The sequence below is a fragment of the Burkholderiales bacterium genome, from assembly GCA_036262035.1.
Lineage (GTDB): Bacteria > Pseudomonadota > Gammaproteobacteria > Burkholderiales > SG8-41 > JAQGMV01.
This window is the reverse complement of record DATAJS010000031.1, coordinates 12,357-32,463: the sequence shown is the minus strand read 5'-3', so window position 1 is coordinate 32,463 and position 20,107 is coordinate 12,357. Positions and strand designations below refer to the sequence as shown.

Annotated in this window: 17 protein-coding genes; 9 read left to right on the top strand and 8 right to left on the bottom strand. The window is 67.0% G+C overall.

The annotated features are described in order from the left end of the window. Positions 1-84: 84 nt before the first annotated feature. The 6 genes from VHP37_30155 (at position 85) to hrpA (ending at position 8,317) form a co-directional block, all read left to right on the top strand. Positions 85-726 carry a histidine phosphatase family protein gene (locus VHP37_30155; protein ID HEX2830640.1) on the top strand — a complete coding sequence of 214 codons (642 nt, stop codon included), beginning with the start codon at positions 85-87 and terminating at the stop codon, positions 724-726. Positions 727-736: 10 nt separating this feature from the next. Next, complete coding sequence (locus tag VHP37_30150) at positions 737-1,831, top strand: aminopeptidase (GenBank protein HEX2830639.1); 1,095 nt, start codon at positions 737-739, stop codon at positions 1,829-1,831. A 171-nt stretch (positions 1,832-2,002) separates the two neighbouring features. Further along, positions 2,003-2,341: an HPF/RaiA family ribosome-associated protein gene (locus VHP37_30145; protein HEX2830638.1), complete on the top strand. Its 339-nt coding sequence runs from the start codon at positions 2,003-2,005 to the stop codon at positions 2,339-2,341. Next, a complete protein-coding gene (locus VHP37_30140; protein ID HEX2830637.1) occupies positions 2,338-3,546 on the top strand; it encodes a hypothetical protein in 1,209 nt (402 codons plus the stop codon). The genes VHP37_30145 and VHP37_30140 overlap by 4 nt, the downstream gene beginning before the upstream one ends. 119 nt (positions 3,547-3,665) lie before the next feature. Further along, on the top strand, positions 3,666-4,295 hold the full coding sequence (locus VHP37_30135) for a YbhB/YbcL family Raf kinase inhibitor-like protein (GenBank protein ID HEX2830636.1): 630 nt from the start codon (positions 3,666-3,668) through the stop codon (positions 4,293-4,295). A 248-nt stretch (positions 4,296-4,543) separates the two neighbouring features. Then, a complete protein-coding gene (hrpA, locus tag VHP37_30130; GenBank protein ID HEX2830635.1) occupies positions 4,544-8,317 on the top strand; it encodes an ATP-dependent RNA helicase HrpA in 3,774 nt (1,257 codons plus the stop codon). Between the two features lie 213 nt (positions 8,318-8,530). On the opposite strand, the gene VHP37_30125 is transcribed toward hrpA, so the two are convergent. From VHP37_30125 to VHP37_30110, 4 genes are read right to left on the bottom strand one after another with little or no spacing between them, the layout of a single operon-like run. Further along, on the bottom strand, positions 8,531-9,112 hold the full coding sequence (locus VHP37_30125) for a cupin domain-containing protein (GenBank protein HEX2830634.1): 582 nt from the start codon (positions 9,110-9,112) through the stop codon (positions 8,531-8,533). Between the two features lie 10 nt (positions 9,113-9,122). Next, a complete protein-coding gene (locus VHP37_30120; GenBank protein HEX2830633.1) occupies positions 9,123-10,094 on the bottom strand; it encodes a tripartite tricarboxylate transporter substrate binding protein in 972 nt (323 codons plus the stop codon). Between the two features lie 44 nt (positions 10,095-10,138). Beyond that, positions 10,139-10,981: a 23S rRNA (adenine(2030)-N(6))-methyltransferase RlmJ gene (rlmJ, locus tag VHP37_30115; protein ID HEX2830632.1), complete on the bottom strand. Its 843-nt coding sequence runs from the start codon at positions 10,979-10,981 to the stop codon at positions 10,139-10,141. Continuing rightward, positions 10,981-11,334, bottom strand: a complete 354-nt coding sequence (locus tag VHP37_30110; GenBank protein ID HEX2830631.1) for a nucleotide pyrophosphohydrolase — start codon at positions 11,332-11,334, stop codon at positions 10,981-10,983. Before VHP37_30110 ends, rlmJ begins: the two co-directional genes overlap by 1 nt. Positions 11,335-11,583: 249 nt before the next feature. On the opposite strand from VHP37_30110, the gene VHP37_30105 reads away from it, so the two are divergent. Next, positions 11,584-13,008: an MFS transporter gene (locus VHP37_30105; GenBank protein ID HEX2830630.1), complete on the top strand. Its 1,425-nt coding sequence runs from the start codon at positions 11,584-11,586 to the stop codon at positions 13,006-13,008. Between the two features lie 163 nt (positions 13,009-13,171). Here VHP37_30105 and VHP37_30100 read toward each other — a convergent pair whose 3' ends face one another. The 3 genes from VHP37_30100 to VHP37_30090 form a co-directional block, all read right to left on the bottom strand. After that, the gene (locus VHP37_30100; GenBank protein HEX2830629.1) at positions 13,172-14,719 is read right to left on the bottom strand and encodes an ATP-binding protein; all 1,548 of its coding nucleotides are present in this window, start codon (positions 14,717-14,719) and stop codon (positions 13,172-13,174) included. A gap of 8 nt (positions 14,720-14,727) precedes the next feature. Further along, positions 14,728-15,465: a response regulator transcription factor gene (locus VHP37_30095; protein HEX2830628.1), complete on the bottom strand. Its 738-nt coding sequence runs from the start codon at positions 15,463-15,465 to the stop codon at positions 14,728-14,730. 106 nt (positions 15,466-15,571) lie between these two features. After that, a complete protein-coding gene (locus tag VHP37_30090) occupies positions 15,572-15,703 on the bottom strand; it encodes a hypothetical protein (protein HEX2830627.1) in 132 nt (43 codons plus the stop codon). Between the two features lie 190 nt (positions 15,704-15,893). Here VHP37_30090 and VHP37_30085 point away from each other — a divergent pair, with 190 nt between their 5' ends. Next, positions 15,894-18,503, top strand: coding sequence for an MMPL family transporter (locus VHP37_30085; GenBank protein HEX2830626.1), 2,610 nt, complete (start codon positions 15,894-15,896; stop codon positions 18,501-18,503). A 54-nt stretch (positions 18,504-18,557) separates the two neighbouring features. Continuing rightward, positions 18,558-19,310: a VacJ family lipoprotein gene (locus VHP37_30080; protein HEX2830625.1), complete on the top strand. Its 753-nt coding sequence runs from the start codon at positions 18,558-18,560 to the stop codon at positions 19,308-19,310. A 194-nt stretch (positions 19,311-19,504) separates the two neighbouring features. Here VHP37_30080 and VHP37_30075 read toward each other — a convergent pair whose 3' ends face one another. After that, positions 19,505-20,107 carry an ABC transporter substrate-binding protein gene (locus VHP37_30075; protein ID HEX2830624.1) on the bottom strand — a complete coding sequence of 201 codons (603 nt, stop codon included), beginning with the start codon at positions 20,105-20,107 and terminating at the stop codon, positions 19,505-19,507.

The window sequence follows — 20,107 nt, the reverse complement described above, 5'->3', positions numbered from 1 at the left end:
CATCGCGCTTGCGCGCGGTCGGGAATGACGGTCGTTGATTCCTCCGCGCGCCTCTGCGTCCCCTTCGGTAAATAACGCCTTCACATGACTGAAATACTTCTGATCAGACACGGCGAGACGCTCTGGAACCAGCAGGGCCGCATGCAGGGGCAGCACGACAGCCCGCTGACGCCGCTCGGGCTCGTGCAGGCGAAGCAGCTCGCGCGGCGACTGAAGGGCGTGTCGTTCAGCGCGCTCTACTCCAGCGACCTCGGCCGCGCGCACCAGACCGCGCGCTGCATCGCCGATGCGACCGGGCACGAGATCGTCGCCGACGCGGACTTGCGCGAGCGCCATTTCGGTATCTTCGAAGGGCTCACCAACACCGAGATCAAGGCGAAGCATCCCGAGCTCCACGAGCTCTTCGCCAAGCGCCTGCCCGATTTCCGCATGCCCGGCGGCGAGAGCGCGGTGGAATTCATGGACCGCTGCGTCGGCGCGCTCGAGCGTATCGCGGCGCGGCACGAAGGGGAGACGGTCGTCGTCGTGTCTCACGGGCTCGTGCTCGACGCCGCCTATCGCAGAGCCGTCGGGATGCCGATCGAGACTCCGCGCGGTTTTCCGCTCCTCAACTGCAGCCTCAACACGTTCCGCTACGACGGGAACGCCTGGCAAGCCCTGGCGGTCTGTGATGTATCCCACCTATCCGACGACGATGTGACGCGCTTCTCGGACGCCAACGTTTAACATCCCGTACATGGCCCGGCGCTCCCTCAGGCGCACCACCCTCATTGCGGCCGCCCTGACGGCGGCGGCGGTCATCGTCGGCTGCACCAACCTGCCGTATTACCTGCAATCGGTGCGCGGACAGCTCGACATCTGGAGCCGCCAGCACGACATCGAAGTGGTCATCGACAAGCCCGACACGTCGGAGCGGCTGCGGGCCAAGCTGCGCGAGGTGTTGCAGATCCGCGAGTTCGCGAGCGACGAGCTCGGCCTGCCGCGCAACGCGAGCTATCGCAGCTACGCCAACCTCGACCGGCCTTTCGTGATCTGGAACGTCTTCGCGGCGCCCGAGTTCTCGATACAGCCGAAACAGTGGTGCTTCATCTTCGCCGGCTGCGTGGCCTATCGGGGTTACTTCTCCAAGGTCGAAGCCGAAGGCTTCGCCGACGAAGTCGCCAAGGACGGTTTCGACGTGTTCGTCGGCGGCGTGCCGGCGTATTCGACCCTGGGTTATTTTCCCGACCCGGTGCTCAACACCTTCGTGAACTATCCCAAGGCGCACCTCGCGAGGCTGATCTTCCACGAGCTCGCTCACCAGATCGTCTACGTGAAGGACGACAGCGTGTTCAACGAGTCCTTCGCGGTGGCGGTCGAGCAGGAGGGCATGCGCCGCTGGCTGGCGCGCTACGGCACCGAGCAGGACCGCACCACGAACGCACTGGTCGCCCAGCGCCGGACGCAGTTCGTCAACCTCATCGAGACCTATCGCGGCAAGCTCGACGCGCTCTACAAGTCGGGGTTGCCCCCGAAAGAGATGCGCCCTCGCAAGACCGCGCTGTTCGCCGAGCTCGACTCGGAATACCAGAAGCTCAAGGAAGGCTGGGGCGGCTTCAAGGGCTTCGACCGCTGGTTCGAGGACAAGCCCAACAACGCGCTCCTCGCCTCGGTCTCCATCTACACCCGCAAAGTTCCCGCGTTCCAGGCGCTCCTCGCGCGCGAAGAGGGCGACATGCCCCGCTTCTACGGCGCCGTGAAAGATCTGGCGAAGCTCGGCAAGAAAGAGCGCGCCGCCGCGATCGAACGCCTCATGCCCTCCTCCAGCCCGGCCTCGGCGTCCGCGCACTAGAATTGCTTCGCACAGTTTGAACCCCCGCCGCGGCGGCCGAGGGAGGGGCAAGTCCGCGCAAAAACATGGACTTGTAGCCAGTCCCTGCCTCGAGGTCGCTGCACGCCGTGCCGGCCGTTACCGTGCTGCGCGCGTACGGGGGCGAAAACCGACGACACAGCAAGAGGGCGTATGCAAATCCAGATCAACAGCGACCATCACATCACCGGCTCTCCCGAGCTGGCGGGCCACGTGCAAGCGCTCGTTCGAGACACGCTGGAGCGGTTCAGCGACCGCATCACGCGGGTCGAAGTGCACCTCAACGATCTGAACGGTGTAAAAGGCGGCCCCGACAAGCGGTGCCTGATGGAAGCCCGGCTGGGAGGGCTGGGACCCGTAGCGGTCAACCACGAAGCCGAAAACCTCGACCTTGCGATCAGCGGGGCGATGGAGAAGCTCGAGCGCGCGCTCGAGCACAAGATCGGCAAGCAGAGCGTGGTGGCCACCGGTAAAAGGAGCCTGACCGAATGACAGCCCAAGCGAACGTCAAAGCCAACGTACACGCCACCGGAGAGCATCGTGACAAGCCGATGTTCCAGCGCCTGAAGCGGCTGCTGGAGATGCACGCAAAGCCGTGCCTGTCGCTCTACATGCCGACTTTCCGGTCGTTCCCGGATTCGCAGCAGAACCCGGTCAAGTATCGCAATGCCCTCAAGGAGCTCAAGTCCAAGCTCGAGGGCAAGCCCGACATGGGCGACTACACGGCGCTGCTCGGCCCGTTCGAACGCCTCGTCGAGGACTCGGCTTTCTGGGGGCACCCGCAGGACGGCATCGCGGTGTTCGGCGCGCCGGGCTTCTTCCACGTCGAGAAAGTGCAGCGGCCGGTGCCCGACCTGACCGTGGTCAACGACCACCTCTACCTCAAGCCGCTGGTGCGCGTCTTCCAGTCGGAGGACACCTACCAGATCCTCGCGCTCGACCGCAAGGAGATCAAGCTCTACCAGGGCAATCGTTACGTGCTCGACGAGATCGTGATGGCGCCTTCGGTGCCGCGCACGATCGAGGAAGCGCTCGGGCCCGACGTGAAGCAGCAGGGCGTGGAGAAGCAGGGGACGCAGGGCGCCGGCCGCGCGGGCCATGCCGGCACCGGCGCCTACCACGGCCATGGCTCGAAGAAGGACGAGGTCGGCATCGACATCGAGCGCTTCTTCCGCGTCATCGACCGCGCGGTCTGCGAAGCGCATTCCAAACCTTCGGAGCTGCCGCTGATCCTCGCCGCGCTGCCCGAGTATCACACGCACTTCCGCAACATCACCAAGAACCCGTTCCTGCTCGACGAGGCGATCCACAAGAACGCCGACTCGATGACGTGCGAAGCGCTGCGCGACGCCGCGTGGAAGCTCGTCGAGCCGCGCTATCACGCGAGGCTCGCCGAGATTCTCGACATGTTTCATGCGCAGAAAGCGCGCGCGATGGCGACCGACGATCTCACGCACGCGGTCGAGTTCGCGAGCGAGGGCCGCGTCGGCACGCTCATCGTCGAAGCCGACCGCAGGATCCCGGGCCACATCGACGGCAAGATGCCGCGCCGCGCGGTGGTGCGGGACGATCCGGCCGCAGGCGACATCCTCGACGATCTCGCCGAGCGCGTGCTCAAGACCGGCGGGCAGGTCATCGTCGCGCCGCTGGGCAGCATGCCGACGGACACCGGTCTCGCAGCTATCTTCCGGTACTAAGAGTAACGGCGCGGTGCGCTTGCGCGCACCCTACGTAGGGTGCGTGGTAACGCACCGCGCCTCGCGCGAAGCGCTACAGGGTGAGGGGCTATAATCCCCCGCGCAAAAAAGGAGGACCGATGAAGATCACCAGCACCAGCTTCGGCGACGGCGAGCGTATTCCTGCCGAATACGCGTTCTGCGCGCCCGACCCGAAAACCCACGCGAGGCTTTCGAACAATCGCAATCCCGCGCTCGAATGGGCCGACCTGCCCATGGGCACGCGCTCGCTGGTGCTCGTCTGTCACGACTACGACGTCCCGTCCAAAGGCGACGACGTCAACCAGGAAGGCAGGACGATTCCCGCGGACCTCGCGCGCGTCGATTTCTTTCACTGGCTGCTCGTGGACCTCGATCCGCACTCGGGACCGATCCGCGCGGGCGAGTTCTCCGACGGCGTCACCGCGCGCGGCAAGGCCGGCCCGCAGGGCCCGCGCGGCACGCGCCAGGGCATCAACGATTACACCGCGTGGTTCGCGTCGGACGCCGAGATGAAAGGCGATTACTACGGCTACGACGGCCCGTGCCCGCCGTGGAACGACACGATCCTGCACCACTACGTGTTCACGCTCTACGCGCTCGACGTCGCGCAGCTCGGGGTGAACGGCCCCTTCCGCGGCCCGGATGTCCTGAACGCGATGAAAGGCCACGTGCTGGAAGAAGCGAAGCTGACGGGCGTGTACAGCCTCAATCCAGACGTGCAGGCTTGAGCGCCGTCCGTTGCCGTCAAAGGCCGGCCTCGCCGGCCTTTCGTTTTTAGAGGCGTGTTGAACCGCAAAGGACGCAAAGGACGCAAAGGAGAACGAAACGTGTCATTGCGAGGAGCGGCAGCGACGAAGCAATCGCGACGCGGTCGATACGTGCGCCACGAGATCGCCACGTCGCTTCGCTCCTCGCGATGACATTCCTGGTTTTCCTTTGCGTCCTTTGCGTCCTTGGCGGTTAATCTGTTTTTGAAGTGAAGCTCGACCCAGTCCACAGACTTGCCAATCTCCCCAGGCCGACGTATCCCGACGAGCTGCCGGTCGTCGCGCGCAAGGATGAGATCGCGCGGGCGATACAGGAGAACCAGGTCGTCATCGTCAGCGGCGAGACCGGGTCGGGGAAGACCACGCAGCTTCCCAAGATCTGCCTCGAGATCGGCCGCGGTGTGAACGGCCTCATCGGCCATACCCAGCCGCGCCGCATCGCCGCGCGCACCGTCGCGGCGCGCATCGCGCAGGAGCTCAAGAGCCCGCTCGGCCACGCGGTCGGCTACAAGGTGCGCTTCGCCGACAAGCTCTCGGCCGACACCTACGTCAAGCTGATGACCGACGGCATCCTGCTCGCCGAGACGCAGGGCGACCGGCTGCTCAAGGCGTACGACACCATCATCATCGACGAGGCGCACGAGCGCAGCCTCAACATCGATTTCCTGCTCGGATATCTCAAGCGCCTGCTGCCGAGACGCCCGGATCTCAAGGTCATCGTCACCTCCGCAACGATCGAGACCGAGCGCTTCTCGAAGCACTTCGCGCATCTTGGTAAACCGGCGCCGGTGATCGAAGTCTCCGGCCGCATGTACCCCGTCGAGCACCGCTACCGCCCGCTCGAAGCGGACAACGAGGACGAGGAAGAGCAGGACATGGAGGACGCCATCGTCGCGGCGGTCGACGAGCTCGCGCGCGAGCGCAGCGGCGGCGACATCCTGGTCTTTCTCCCCGGCGAGCGCGAGATCCGCGAGACCGCCGAGGAGCTGCGCAAGCACCATCCCAAAGGTTTCGAGATCCTGCCGCTCTACGCGCGGCTCTCGTTCGAAGAGCAGGAGCGCGTGTTCAGGAGCGGCGGGCAGCGCCGCATCGTGCTCGCGACCAACGTCGCCGAGACGTCGCTCACCGTGCCCGGCATCCGCTATGTCATCGACACGGGTCTCGCGCGCGTCAACCGCTACAGCTGGCGCAACAAGGTCGAGCAGCTCCAGGTCGAGAAAATCTCGCGCGCGTCGGCCAACCAGCGCGCGGGCCGCTGCGGCCGCCTCGGTCCTGGCGTGTGCGTGCGGTTGTACTCGCAGGACGATTACGACGCGCGCCCCGAGTTCACCGATCCGGAGATCCTGCGATCGTCGCTTGCCGCGGTGATACTCCGCATGAAGTCGCTGCGCATCGGCGACGTCGAGGACTTCCCGTTCATCGAGCCGCCGGGCGCGCGCATGATCGCCGACGGCTATCAGCTCCTCGCGGAGCTCGGCGCGGTCGACGAGCAGAACCAGCTCACGCAGGTCGGCTGGCAGCTCGCCAAATTCCCGATCGATCCGCGCATCGCGCGCATGGTGCTCGCGGCGAAGCGCGAGAACTGTCTGCGCGAGGTGCTGATCATCGCCTCCGCGCTGTCGATCCAGGACCCGCGCGAGCGCCCGTTCGACAAGGCCGACGCCGCCGACCGCGCGCAGGAGCGCTTCGACGACGAGCGCTCCGATTTCCTCGCGTATCTGAAGCTCTGGGATTTCTTCGAGGAGTCGCTCAAGCACAAGAAATCGAACCGGAAGCTCATCGACCTGATGCACGAGCACTTCCTCTCCCACCGGCGGATGCGCGAGTGGCGCGACATCCACGGCCAGCTCGCGGCGCTGGTGGGCGAGCTCGGCATGCACCCGAACACGACCGAAGCGACCTACGAGCAGGTCCATCGCGCGCTGCTCGCGGGCCTGCTCGGCAACATCGGTCTCAAGAGCGACGACGGCGCGGAGTACATCGGCGCCCGCGACATCAAGTTCCTGATCTTCCCCGGCTCGGTGCTGAAGAAGGCGACGCCGAAATGGATCATGGCGGCCGAGATCGTGGAGACCACGCGCCTCTACGCGCGCAACGTGGCGCGCATCGTGCCGGACTGGATCGAGCCGCTCGCGGTGCATCTCGTCAAGCGCCATTACTCCGACCCGCACTGGGACAAGGAGCGCGGGATGGTGATGGCGTACGAGCGCGTGACCCTGCACGGGCTGACGATCGTGCCGCGGCGGCGCATCCACTACGGGCCGATCAACCCGCTCGAAGCGCGCGAGATCTTCATCCATAAAGCGCTCGCCGCTTTCGAATTCGAGACGCGCGGCCCTTTCCTCGAGCACAACCGCAAGCTCGTGCGCGAGCTCAAAGAGCTCGAGAACAAGGCGCGGCGCCGCGACGTGCTCGTCGACGAGCACACGATCTACGAGTTCTACGACGCGATCATCCCGGAAGGCATCTACAACCGCTCGGGCTTCGAGCGCTGGCGGCGCGATGCCGAAGCGGAGAACCCGCAGCTGCTCTTCCTCACGCGCGAATACCTCATGCAGCACGCCGCGACCGAGATCGCGGAAGAGCTTTTCCCCGACAAGCTCGCGACCGACGGCGCGGACCTGAAGCTGCGTTACCGCTTCGAGCCCGGCCATCCGCTCGACGGCGTGACCGTCACGGTCCCGCTGCACCTCCTCAACACCGTCGGCGAGACGCCGTTCGACTGGCTCGTGCCGGGCATGCTGCGCGAGAAAGTGACGTGGGCGATGAAGGCGCTGCCGAAGGGGGTGAGGAAGCATCTCTTTCCGCTGCCGGAGCAGGTGACCGCATTTCTGCAGTGGGCCGATGCACAGCGTGTAGCGCAGGCGCCCTCGCCTGCAGGCGGCAGTTCGTTCTCCGATTCGCTGCGCCGCTTCGTCCAGCGCCGCATCGGCGAGCCGATTCCCGAGAAGGCGTGGGACGAGCGCGAGATGCCGCAGCACCTGAAGATGAATTTCCGCGTGGTCGACGAATCGGGCCGCGAGCTCGCGGTCGGGCGCGACCTGCTGACGCTCAAAGGGCAGCTCGGCCAGGCGGCGCAGCTCACCTTCGGCGAGCAGGCGGACACCGGCATCGAGCGCGCCGATATCCGTACCTGGGATTTCGGCGACCTGCCCGAAGAGATCGCGTTCACGCGCAAGGGCCGCAGGCTCACCGGTTATCCCGCTTTGGTGGACGAGGGCGGCAACGTTGCGATCCGGCTGTTCGATCTCGAGTCCGCCGCTGAGGAAGCGATGCGCGGCGGCGTGCGGCGGCTCCTGCGCATCGCGCTCAAGGAGCAGATGAAGCAGCTCGAGAAAGGCTCCGTCGGGTTCCTGCAATCCGCGCTGCAGCTGCGCAGCGTCGCGGCGGCCGACGATCTCAGGGAAGACCTGATCAATGCGATCGCGGACCGCGCTTTCCTCGCCGACGACCCGATGCCGCGGTCGCAAAAAGCGTTCGAGGCGCAGCGCGGCCGGGCGCGCACTCGATTGCCGGCGGTGACCGAAGCGGCGACCCGGCTGTTTGCGCAGATCGCCGAGGAATACCAGCGCGTGAACGCGAGGCTGGCCGGCGCGAAAGGACCGCTGTCACGCCCGGCCGCGGACGTCCGCGCGCAGCTTTCGCGGCTCGTCTACAAAGGGTTTTTCAGCGCGACGCCGTGGGAGCAGCTCTCGCAGCTTCCGCGCTATCTCAAGGCGATGGAGCTGCGGCTGGACAAGTACGGCAACAATCCCGAGCGCGACGCGAAGCACACCCAGAGCATCGCGGACCTCACCAAGCGGCTCGACGACCGCATCGAATCGCAGCGCAAGGCGGGCGTCGCCGATCCGCGGCTCGACGAATTCCGCTGGGCGCTGGAAGAGTTGCGGGTGTCGCTGTTCGCGCAGGAGCTGCGCACACCCTATCCCGTTTCCTACAAGCGCCTCGAAAAGATGTGGTCCACGCTGCGGGTGGCCGCTTGAAGATCAAAAGCGATTGAACCGCCAAGGACGCAAAGGACGCAAAGGAAGACTCATCGGGCGCGAACGCCTTGCCGAGAACGCATCGAACGCTGTAGGGTGCGCGCGAGCGCACCGCAAGAACCGTGTTTGCTTCGCGTACGGCGCGGTGCGTTGCCACGCACCCTACATTTCTTCGGTTTTCCTTGGCGTCCTTGGCGGTTAATTAGCTTTGCTTCAGTGCCCCGCCCCGAGCTGCGACGCAAGCTCCGAATCGAGCTCCCCGTCGATCAGCACGTACAGCATCTTCACCGGCTTGCTCGAGCGGTTGCTCCACGCGTGGTTGGTGCCGCGCTGGATGACGACGTCGCCCTGCTTCAGGTGCACTTCGCTGTCGTCGAGCAGCATCGTCACCTCGCCTTCGAGCACGACCGCGTAGTCGATCGTCTTCGTGCGGTGCATGAACGGGTGGCGCTGGTTGTCGCCGAAAGTCGACCCGCCTTCGTTGCCCATCGACTTGAAGACTTCCTTCGCCTGCGCGGGGTCGATGTTGCGGATCGCCTCGGTCTCCGGCGCGATCTCGGAGATCCTGAAGACCGTGCCGTTCGGCCCCGGGATCTGCACCTTCGGGCCTTCGGTGGGATCGGGCTCTTCGCGCCCGACCGGCACCGGCATCGCCTTCGTCTTCCACAGCTCGACCGAGATGTGTCCCGGCCGCAGCGGGTTCGTCTTCACGTTCGGTGCAAGGCGGTCCTCGAGCACGATCGCTTTGCCGTTCGCGTCGTGACCCGTCACCACTCGCCTGATCCTGCCGTTCATCTCTCTCTCCTCACTCAGGCGTGACGCCTGCCAGTTTCACCATCTCTCCGAAGCGCTTCACCTGGTCGTCGATGAAGGCGCGGAACTCCGCCGGCGAGTTGCCGACGGGCTCGAGCTGCAGCGACGCCAGCCGCTCGCGCACCGCGGGTGTCCTGAGCGCCGCGACCGCCTCGTCGTGCAGGCGCCGGACGATCGCCGCGGGCGTCTTCGCGGGGGCGAACATCCCGTACCAGCTCATCGCATCGAGCGTGACCGCCGGATAGCCGGCTTCGGCGATCGTCGGCACGTTGGGCAGGAAAGGCGCGCGTTTCGATCCGGTGTACGCGAGCGCCTTCACCTTCCCCGACTGGATATGGGGCAGCCCCAGCGGCGGCGTCAGCATCATCATCGTCACCTCGCCCGACACCAGCGCGGTGATCGCCTGGCCCGCGCCCTTGTAAGGCACGTGGGTCAGCTGCGCGCCGGTGCGCGCCGCGAACAGCGCGGCGCCCAGGTGCTGGGTGTTGCCGATGCCGGGTGTGCCGTACGAAAGCTTCGAGCCCGGCTGCTTCGCCAGAGCCACGAGCTCCTTGACCGAATGGGCCGCCACCGACGGATGCACCGAGACGATGTAGCCGCCGCCGCTCGCGAGGTTGGTGATCGGCAGGAAATCGCGGCGCACGTCGAACGGCAGCTTCTTGTGAATGTTCGGGTTGACCGCGAACGAAGCCGACGTGACGAGCAGCGTGTAGCCGTCGGGCGTCGACTGGGCGACGAGGTCGGCGCCGATGATGCCGTTCGCGCCGGGGCGGTTGTCGACGACCATCTGGTGTCCGACCTGTGTTGCGATCGGCTGCGCGACCAGGCGCGCGACGGTGTCGGGCGCGCCGGGGCCGAAGCCGACGATGACGCGGATCGGCTTGGCGGGATAGTGCTGGGCGTGAACGGGCGCGGCGGCGAGCGTTGCGAGCGCGAGCGCCGGCAGGGCGATGCGGCGAACCACGGGAATCCTCCGGAAGGCGTGAATCTTGTCGACGTGATTCTAAATCACTCGGGCACGAGCCACTCGACCTTGCCGCTGCCCTTGCCGCTGACGGCGAGCTTCTTCGCGAGATAGTGGACGATGGTCCGCGCCTGAAGGTCGAAATGCCACGGCGGATTGACCACCAGCATGCCGCAGCCGGGGATGATGCCGCTCTCGTCTCTCTCGCGCACGACGATCTCCGCGCGCAGCACCTTGCGGATGCCCGAATGCTTCACGTCGTTCGCGAAGTCGCGCATGGGGCCCGGCTCCATGATCGGATACCAGATCGCGTACACGCCGGTCGCCCAGCGCGCATGCGCTTCCTTCACCGCTTTGACGAGCCGCTCGAACTCGCGCGCGCGGTCGAACGACGAATCGATGAGCACGAGGCCGCGCCGCTCGGCCGGCGGCAGGTAGGCCTTGAGCGATTGATAGGCATCCATGCACTGCACCGTGACGTGACGCTCGCCCGCCATCACGGTCTTCAGCTCGTCGCAATCGACCTTGTTGAGCTCGACCAGCACGCTGCGGTCGTCGGCCCGCATGAAGCGCTTCGCGACGAGCGGCGAGCCCGGGTAGTAGCGCAGCGTCGGGTGCGGGTTCACCGCGCGCACCGCCTCCATATAGGGGCCGAGCTCGGCGGGGACGTCGTCGGCGTTCCACAGCCGCGCGATGCCGTTGTCGTACTCGCGCGCCTTCTGCGCCCACTCGTGCATGAGGTCGTAGCGCGCGATGCCCGCGTGCGTATCGAGGTAAAGGTAGGGTTTGTCCTTCGCCGACAGCGCGATCAGCAGGCGCGCGAGGAGGGCATGCTTGAAGACGTCGGCGAAGTTGCCGGCGTGGAACATGTGGCGGTACGAGAGCATCAGAGCTTGTCGTACTTGGTGTTCTGCCCGCGCGCCTTGTCGACGGGGTAGCGCTCGGCGTTGATCTCGAGCTTGCGGTTCGCAGCGGCCGCGAGGTCGATGCCGCATTTGTCGCAGAGACGCAGGAGGTAGAGCAGCACGTCGGCGGCTTCGAGCGCCACCTCGTCCCGGGTCCCGGGTCCGAGGTCCGCGGCCTGCTCGAAGGTGAGCCACTGGAAGTGCTCCATGAGCTCGGCCGCTTCACCCGACAGCGCCATCGCGAGATTCTTCGGGTTGTGGAACTGGTCCCAGTCGCGCTCGGCGGCGAACGCCCGCAGGCGATCGCGCAGTTGAGTGAGGGTGTCTGTCGGCATGGTGCTGGCTTCCGGGGGAAGGCTGATTGTAGCGGGGAGCAGAGGGCGTGTTTGACCACAAAGGACACAAAGGACACAAAGGACGACCCTTCTTGTCATTGCGAGGAGCGCCAGCGACGAAGCAATCCCGAAACGTCCGGATCGTGCGCCACGAGATCGCCACGTCGCGCTGTCGCGCTCCTCGCGATGACGAAGTTGTTTTCCTTCGTGTCCTTTGCGTCCTTTGTGGTTAATTGCTTTTAAACACAGATGAGCCAGCGAACCTTCGAGCCCTACACCACCGACATCCCGGCGCGGCTGGACGCGCTGCGCTGGAGCCGCTTTCACTGGCTGGTGGTGATCGCGCTGGGCGCGAGCTGGGCGATCGACGGGCTGGAGGTGACGCTCAAGGGCGCGGTCAGCGGGGTGTTGCAGGACCCCGCGACTCTGGGGCTCACGCCCACCGGGATCGGGCTCGCCGCTTCGTCCTACCTCCTCGGCGCGGTCGTCGGGGCGCTGGTGTGCGGCCATCTCACCGATCGCTACGGCCGCGCGAAGCTGTTTTTCGTGACGATGGGCATCTATCTCTCCGGCACGATGGCCACGGCTTTCTCGTGGGACCTCGCGAGCCTGTGCGCGTTTCGAGCGATCACCGGCTTCGGCATCGGCGGGGAGTACGCGGCGATCAACTCGGCGATCGACGAGCTCATCCCCGCGCGCGTGCGCGGCCGCGTGAACCTCGTCATCAACGGCAGCTTCTGGCTCGGCGCGGTCGCGGGATCGGCCGCGACGGTGGTGCTGCTCGATCCGAAGGTGTTTCCCGTCGACCTCGGCTGGCGCCTGGGTTTCGCGATCGGCGCGGGGCTCGGTCTCGCGGTGCTCTTTGCGCGGCGCTTCATCCCGGAGAGCCCGCGCTGGCTCGCGATCCACGGCTACGCGCAGCGCGCCGAGCGCGTCGTGCGCGAGATCGAGGCGCGCGCCGGCGCCGCGGGCAGCGATAGGCACGAGCGCATCACGGTGCAGCCGCGCTCGCGCACCGGGCTCGCGATCGTGTTCGACTCGATGTTCTCGCAGTACCGCAGGCGCTCGCTGCTGTGCTTCGTGCTGATCACGTCGCAGGCTTTTCTCTACAACGCGATCTTCTTCACCTACGCGCTGGTGCTGACGCGCTTCTATGCGATACCCGCGGAGAGCACCGGGCTCTACCTGCTGCCGCTCGCCGTCGGCAACTTCCTCGGGCCGCTGTTCCTCGGGCACCTGTTCGACACGCTCGGCAGGCGACTCATGATCACGGCGACGTACACCGCGTCGGCGCTGCTGCTCCTCGTCACCGGCGCGCTCTTCATGAACGGCTCGCTGTCGTCGTCCGCGCAGACCGCGATGTGGAGCGTGATCTTCTTTTTCGCCTCGGCCGCGGCGAGCGCGGCGTATCTCACCGCGAGCGAGGTGTTTCCGCTGGAGCTGCGCGCGCTGGCGATCGCGGTGTTCTACGCGTTGGGGACGGCCGCCGGCGGCGTCGCCGCGCCCTGGGTTTTCAGCCTGCTGATCGGCACGGGCGAGCGCGTCGCGGTGTTCTGGGGTTACGCGTTCGGCGCGGGGTTGATGCTGATCGCGGCGGCGGTGGAGTGGGCGATCGGGGTGGATGCGGAGCGCAAGTCGCTGGAGACCGTCGCTACGCCGCTGTCAGCGATTTAAGCGAAGACCAAAGCAGAATAAAAACAAGGACGCAAAGGTCAAAAGCAGGCCGCGAAGGAAAAACCAAGGACTCGAGCGGGTTCTTTCAACGAGCGTCGCGGCGAAAACAAACCCCTTTGTCTTTCCTTCGCGTCCTTGTTCTTTCCTGCTTTGCTTCAAAGGCTTATCGCTCGGCCATAGGGTAGGCGAGGGACGGCACCGGCCGCTTCGGCACATCGACCGGTGCGCGCGAGTCGAGCGGCTCGGGCTGCGGCGCGCGCTGGCCTTCGTAGGCGAGCGTGAAGCGGAACACGGTGCGTCCGGGCTCGCTGCTCGCGCCGATCGTGCTGCCGTGGAGCTCGAGGATGCGCTTGCTGATCGCGAGGCCGAGGCCTGCGCTGCCGCCCGCGACGTCGCGGCTTTTCTCGATGCGGTAGAAGCGCTCGAAGATGCGCGAAAGCTCGGCCGCGGGTATCCCCGCGCCGGTATCCGACACCTCGACCAGCGCGCCCTGCGCAGAAGGCGTCGCGGAGACCGTGACGCTGCCGCCGTGCGGCGTGTAGCGGAGCGCGTTCTCGATGAGGTTGCGCAGCACGCGCTCCATCAAACCGACGTCGGCGTGCACCAGCGGCAGGTCGGGCCTCACCGACGTCTTGAGGTCGATGCCCTTGTTCGATGCGCCGAGCTCGAACTCCTGCACCACGTCCTGCATGAGATCGCCCAGCGAGCACGACTCGAGCACGGCGGTCATCTGTCCCGAATCGAGCTTGGCGAGATCGAAGAGCCGCGCGACGAGCACCGAGAGCTGCTCGGTCTGCTTGAGCGCGATCTCGAGGTAGTTGCGGCGCTCTTCGTCCGGCAGCGCCGCGCCCTTGAGGTGCAGCGTCTCGAGATAGCCCTGGAGCGAGGCGAGCGGCGTGCGCAGATCGTGCGAGATGTTCGCGACGAGCTCGCGGCGAACCGCGTCGGTGTTCTGCAGCGCGGTCATCTGCGCGAGGATGCGGTCGGACATGCTGTTGAACGTGTCGGTGAGCGTGCCGATCTCGTCGTGGGGAAGCTTGAGCGCCTTGGGTTGCTCGGCGAAGCCGCTCTTCCTGAATTTGTCCACCACCGCAGAGAGCTGCCGCAGCGGGCGCGTCATCAGCGTGATGATGAGCATGCTCGCGATCAGCGCGACCGCCAGTCCGCAGCCGATGAGCCACAGCGACTCGCGCAGCACGTAGCTCTGCTTGATCTGCTGGGCGAGCGTGTTGCTGCTGGTGCCGCGAATGACGAGATAGAGATACCCGATCTCCTTGTCGGTGAGCGGCACCGGCGCGACCGAGAACACGCGCTTGCGCTCCGATTCCGACGGGTCGTCGCCGAGGATCGGAAGCTCCTCCTCGTTCCTCAGGACGCGCTTCAGCGGCTCGAGATCGACGCGCGTGCGCTTGATCGAGTTCTGCCCCGACGCCGCGACCACCTGGCCGCTCGCATCCAGCAGGTAGACGTCCACGCGCGGATTGACGACGCGTATGCGGTCGAACACCTTGCGCACCGCGGCCGGGTCGGCGGGGCGCTCGAGGATCTGCTCGTCGATCATGCGCGCCGCGAGGTTGCGGTAGACCTTCTGATTGATCTCCTGGTTGCGCTTGATGTCGGACTGGCGGATGACGACCAGGAAGAGCCCCGCCATCACGACGGTGAGCCCGACGAGCACGACGAGCAGCCGCGCGTAGAGGCTCTTCGGCATGATGTGGCTCAGGTTTCGGCGAGCGCGGCGTGCGCTTCGCCGAGCTTGTAGCCGACGCCGCGCACCGTGAGGATGATCTGTGGCCGCGCCGGATCGCTCTCGATCTTCGCGCGCAGCCGGTTGATGTGGCAGTTGACGTTGTGCTCGTAGCCGTCGTAGCCGTAACCCCATACCGTGTCGAGAAGCTGCAGGCGCGTGTAGACGCGTCCGGGGTTGCGCACGAAATGCAGCAGCAGGTCGAATTCCTTCGACGTGAGCGCGATGGGCGAGCCGTCGATGCGCACGTCGCGCTTGGCGACGTCGATGACGAGGTCGCCGCAGCGCAGCGTTTCTTCCGCCGCGGGACTCGCCGGATTCTCGAGGCGCTCCATGCGCCTGAACATCGCTTTCACGCGCGCGACGAGCTCGCGGATGCTGAACGGCTTGGTGAGGTAATCGTCCGCGCCGAGCTCGAGGCCGAGCACGCGGTCGAGCTCCGCCGCTTTCGCGGTGAGCATCATGATCGGGGTGTAGACGGTGCGCTCGCGCAATCGCCGGCAGATCTCCAGGCCGTCGATGCCGGGCAGCATGAGATCGAGGAGGACGAGGTCGAAGTGCTGCTTCTGCGCCAGCGCCAGGCCGCTCGGGCCGTCGAAGGCGAGCTCGACCTTGCAGGGTAGGTCCTGCAGGTGCAGCCTGACCAGGTGCGCGATGTCCTGCTGGTCTTCGATCACGAGCACGTTGCGCATCTCAAAGCTTTCTCGCATTGCAGCCGTCCGAGTTTACTACGTGCGCCGTGTCGGGGTCCCGCTTGCGTCACGCGGATAACCTGCCCCGGCCCGCGGGAGACGGGCCGCGGCAGTCCTGCACGACTCAGTCGCTGACTCCGGTGTAGATCTCCGGATCCTGCATGCTGTCGGTCTGCACATTGGGGGTCCAGGCGGCGCACCCGGCGAACATGCCGAGCAGCAGCGCGGCGGCGGCGATCCTGACGATCGAGCTCATTCGGTTCTCCTTTGAGTAGGCGTGGCGGGCCGTGTGTGAGCCCGTGGACGTATCGTCGCGGGAGAACATGTCCTTTCTATCGCCCGTTCGTCGCATTTTGATCTCGGCAGGCGGTCCGCGTCGGGCGCAACCCGACGGCGGTGTCGGGGCGGTACGGTACGATCCGCGTCTCGCCACCGATCCCGAACAAGTGCCGGTCAACCCAAAGCAGGGCGACGCCGCAGGACGCGCAGTCGCCCGCATCGTAACGTTCTGCAGCCGGCACGCCGTCCTGGTCCTCGCCCTGTGGATGCTGCTGTCGGCCGCGGCGGCGTGGTTCGTCGCGTCGCGCTTCACCATGGACACCGACACCGGCGAGCTGCTGTCGCGCGAGCTCGACTGGCGGCAGCGCCAGATCGCTTTCGACAAGGCTTTCCCACAGCGCAGCGATCTCATCGTCGCCGTCGTCGACGGCCGCACCCCCGAGCTCGCGGGTCATGCGGCGGCGGCGCTGGCCTCGCGTCTCGCGCGCGAGACGTCGCTCTTCAAGGCGGCGTGGCGGCCCGACGGCGGCGACTTCTTCGAGACGAACGGCCTGCTCTATCTCTCCACCACCGAGCTTTCGCAGACCCTGGAGCAGCTCATCGCCGCGCAGCCGCTGCTGGGGCCGCTCGCGGCCGATCCCAGCCTGCGCGGGCTCGCCGGCGCGCTCGCGCTGTTCGCGCGCGGCGCGGGCGAAGGCGGCGCACCGGTCGACGACCTCGCGGCGCCGTTCAAGGCGCTCGCCGACGCGCTGCAGGCCGCGCACGACAACCGCGTCGAACCGCTCGCGTGGCGGGCGCTCTTCACCGGCAAAGCGGGCGATCCGCGCGAGCTGCGGCGCTTCGTGCTCATGCACCCCCGGCTCGATCACACGCAGCTGCAGCCCGGCGCAGCGGCGATCGCAGCGGTACGCAACGCCGCGGTCGAGCTCGGTCTCACGCCGGAGCGCGGGGTGCGCGTGCGGCTCACGGGACAGGTCCCGCTCGCGCACGAAGAGCTCGCGACGCTGCGCGAGAGCGCGGGCCTCAGCGCGGCGGTGACGATATCGCTCGTGATCGTGCTGTTGTGGATCGCGCTGCGCTCGTCGAAGCTCATCGCGGCAGTGCTCGCGAGCCTCTTCTGCGGGCTGGCCGTCACCGCTGCGGTCGGCATCGCGCTGGTCGGCGCGGTCAACCTGATCTCGATCGCGTTCGCGGTGCTGTTCGTCGGCCTCGGCGTCGACTTCGGCATACAGCTCGCGGTGGCGTACCGCGCGGAGCGCTTCGAGCACGGCGACCTCCACGTGGCGTTGCGCAATGCCGGCGCGCGGGTGGGCGGCCCGCTGGCGCTCGCGGCGGCGGCGACCGCGCTGGGGTTCTTCGCGTTCCTGCCGACGGCGTATCGCGGCGTCGCCGAGCTCGGGCTCATCGCCGGCAACGGCATGGTGATCGCGTTCGCCGCGAGCATCACGCTGCTGCCGGCGCTGCTCGCGTTGACGAGGCCGCGCGGCGAGGCCGCGCCGGTGGGCGTGCCCGCGCTCGCGCGTCTCGATGCGTTCATCGAGGCGAAGCATCGAGCGGTGCTCGCCGTATGCGCCGCGCTCGCCGCCGTATCGCTCGCGCTGCTGCCGTTCCTGCGCTTCGATTTCAATCCGCTCAACCTGCGCAGCGAACGCACCGAGTCGGTCGCGACGCTGCGCGACCTCGCGCAAGACCCGCACAGCACGCCGAACACGATCGACGTGCTGGCGCCGGATCTGGCCGCGGCGGACGCGGTGGCGAAGAAGCTCGCGGCGCTGCCGGAAGTGTCACAGACGCTGACCTTCTCGAGCTTCGTTCCCGAAGAGCAGGACAGGAAGCTCGCGCTGATCGAGGACGCCGCGATGCTGCTCGGGCCGGCGCTCGTCGCACCCTCCGTGCCCGCGCCGAGCGATGCGCAGAACGCGCAAGCGATGGGCGAGGCCGCGCACGCGTTGCAGGCGTTCGCCGACCGCGCGAACGGCGCGGCCGCGAGCGAGGCGAAGCGGCTCGCGGGCGCGCTGTCCGCGGTGAGCGCGGGCAATGGCGCGCAACGCGAGCGCGCGCACGCGGCGTTGATCCCCGGCCTCACCGCCATGCTCGCTCAGATGCGTGCGGCGCTGCAGCCCGCGCGCGTGACGCGCGAATCGCTGCCGCCGCAGATCAGGCGCGACTGGATCGCCGCCGACGGCCGTGCGCGGGTCGAGGTCTATCCCGCCGGCGACAGCACCGACAACGCGGTGCTCGATCGCTTCGTCGACGCGGTGCGCAGTGTCGAGCCCGCGGCCGCCGGCGGACCGGTGTGGATCAAGGAATCGGGGCGCGCGATCGTCACCGCGTTCGTACAGGCCGGCGCGCTCGCGCTGGCGGCGATCACGCTGGTGCTGGTCGTGGTGCTGCGGCGGGCGGTCGACGTCGCGCTCACGCTCGCGCCGCTGGTGCTCTCGGGCCTCGTCACGCTCGCGCTGTGCGCGGCGCTCGCGCGGCCGCTGAACTACGCGAACATCATCGCGCTGCCGCTGCTGTTCGGCATCGGGGTCGCGTTCAACATCTACTTCGTGGCGGCGTGGCGGTCGGGCGCGCGCGGGCTCCTCGCGTCGAGCCTCGCGCGCGCGGTGATCTTCAGCGCGCTCACGACCGCGAGCGCGTTCGGCAGCCTGTGGCTTTCGTCGCATCCCGGAACCGCGAGCATGGGAGAGCTGCTCGCGATGTCGCTGGCATGCACCCTGGCGTGCGCGCTGGTGTTTCTGCCCGCGCTCTTGTACTCGATGCGGCGAAGGTGAGCTTCACACCCGATGCCGCTTCGCTTATCCTTGCCGGCTTCGCGAAAGACCTCGATGCCCCGTCTGCTGCACTTCCTCTTCGCCTTCGCCGTCTGCCTCGCGTTCTCCGGATGCGCGAGCGTCCCGCACGGGCAGGCGAGCGACGATCCGCTCGAGCCGCTCAACCGCAAGGTCTTCGAGGCGAACCGCGTGATCGACGGCGTGCTGATCAAGCCCGTCGCCATCGCCTATCGCGGCGTCGTACCCACGTTCGTCCAGGACCGGCTGCACTACTTCATGCGCAACCTCGCCGAGCCGCGGATACTCGCGAACAACATTCTCCAGGGCCGGCTCGACGCGGCGGGAACGACGTTCTCGCGATTCGTGCTGAACTCGATCGCGGGCATCGGCGGGATGTTCGACATCGCGACGAAGGAAGGGCTCCCGCGCCAGTCGGGCGATTTCGGCCAGACGCTGCACGGCTGGGGCGCAGGGGAGGGCGTGTACCTCGTGCTGCCGGTGTTCGGGCCTTCGAACGTCCGGGACGCAGTCGGCCTCGGCGTCGACATGTACACGACGGCGCCCGGAACCTACCTGCCGAATTCGTCGTCGGACGCGGTCGTCGCCATGCGCATCGCCGACGGTGTGGACACGCGCGCACGCAACATCGAAGGGCTCGAAATCATCGAGAACGGCTCGCTCGACTTCTACGCGCAGCTCAAGAGCATCGTGCGCCAGAGGCGAGACGCCGAGCTCGCGAAGGTGCGGCCGGTGAAGCCGCGGCCCGGCGACGAGCTCGACGACCCGGCGGCCCCGCCGAAACCGTAGCGCCTTTAAAAGCGTCTTAACCGCAAAGGACGCAAAGCAAACCCGACAACGTCATCGCGAGCGCCGAAGGCGCGTGGCGATCTCGTGGCGCACGTTTTCCGTTCGTAACGCGATTGCTTCGTCGCTGCCGCTCCTCGCAATGACGAAGTTGCTTTTCCCTGACGTCCTTTGCGTCCCTGGCGGTTCGATCTTCTTCACGGGCTCAGCAGCTTGTCCCCGCGCGCCTGCAACGTCTTCGTCAGCGCGTCCGGTCCGCCGGACTTCAGGATCGCCGAGAACTCGGACCGGCGCGCGGCGAGCTCGCTGATCGTACCGCTCAGGTACACGTCGACGATCTTCCAGTCACCCCCTGACGAGCGCAGGAGGTAATTGAGCGTCACCGCCTCGCCGGTCGTCACGAGCCTGGTGTTGACGATGCGGTCGGCGCCGCGCTCGACGATCTTCGGCTCCACTTCGAAGCGCTCTCCGTCGTAACCGTCGAAGCGGTTCGCGTACGTCGCGACCGTCATGCGTGTGAACGCCACAGTGAGCGCGCCTTGCTGCTCGGACGTCAAGGTCGTCCACGACGGGCCCACCGCGATGCGCGTCATCGCAGGCAGGTCGAACGCCGCATTCACCGCCGGCGCAAGCTTTTTGTAGCGGCCTTCCACCCCGAGCCGCCTGGCGTCCTTCATGGTCTCGAGCAGCGTCGCGTAAAAGCTCTTCACGCGTGCAGCGGGGTCGCCGGACTGCGCGTAGGTGCAGGTTGTGACAAGGAGCAGGACCGCTGCGAGGAAACGAAAGAGAGTGCGCTTCAC